Here is a 697-nt window from a genome sequence, read left to right as displayed (position 1 = left end):
GCGACCGCGTGCGCGTCACGCCGATGGGCGGCGGCGCGGTGTTCGAAGGCGCGGTCGACAGCGTGGCCGCCGGCATCGCCGACCACGACCGCTCCACCAGCGCGAACCTGCTGCCCAGCGTGAACCCGACCTTCAACTGGGTGCGGCTCGCGCAGCGCATTCCGGTGCGCATCAAGCTCGATCCGCTGCCGCAGGGCGCGCGCCTCGTAGCGGGCCAGACGGTCACGGTGCAGGTGCTGGAGAACAAGCCAGCGCAGAAAACGGCGGCAACAACCTCCGCGCCGCAGAAGGGATGAACGACATGACCAGCTTCGCATTTCGCCTCGCATCACTGGCCGTCGCCGCCGGGCTCGCGGCCTGCGCGGCGGTCGGCCCCGACTACAAGCAGCCGCCCGAGGCGCTCGCCAGCCAGCCCGCTGCCGGCAAGCCCTTCGCCGAGGCGCCCGCCAACGCCGCGCCGCTGCCTGCCCACTGGTGGCGCCTGTACCACGACCCGCTGCTCGACAAGCTCGTCGAGCAGGCCCTCGCGCACAACACCGACCTGCGCCAGGCCGTCGCCAACCTCGAGCGCGAACGCGCCATCGAAGACGAAACGGCCGGCGCCAAGTACCCGACCATCGGCGTGAACGGCGGCCCTTCGTTCGGCCATGTCTCGGGCCTGTCGCTGCTGCAGAAGGGTTACGAGCCGCCGAGCACC

2 pseudogenes are annotated in these 697 nt (G+C 71.6%); both read left to right on the top strand.

The features are described from left to right. A pseudogene (locus ACSFA3_RS23875) lies at positions 1 to 296 on the top strand (efflux transporter periplasmic adaptor subunit); the annotation flags it as partial. A 5-nt stretch (positions 297 to 301) separates the two neighbouring features. Further along, positions 302 to 697: pseudogene (locus ACSFA3_RS23870) on the top strand (TolC family protein); the annotation flags it as partial.

The sequence above is a fragment of the Variovorax glucosi genome (genome assembly GCF_051216695.1).
In the GTDB taxonomy this organism is placed as follows: domain Bacteria; phylum Pseudomonadota; class Gammaproteobacteria; order Burkholderiales; family Burkholderiaceae_C; genus Variovorax.
This window is presented reverse-complemented; position numbering and strand designations above follow the sequence as displayed.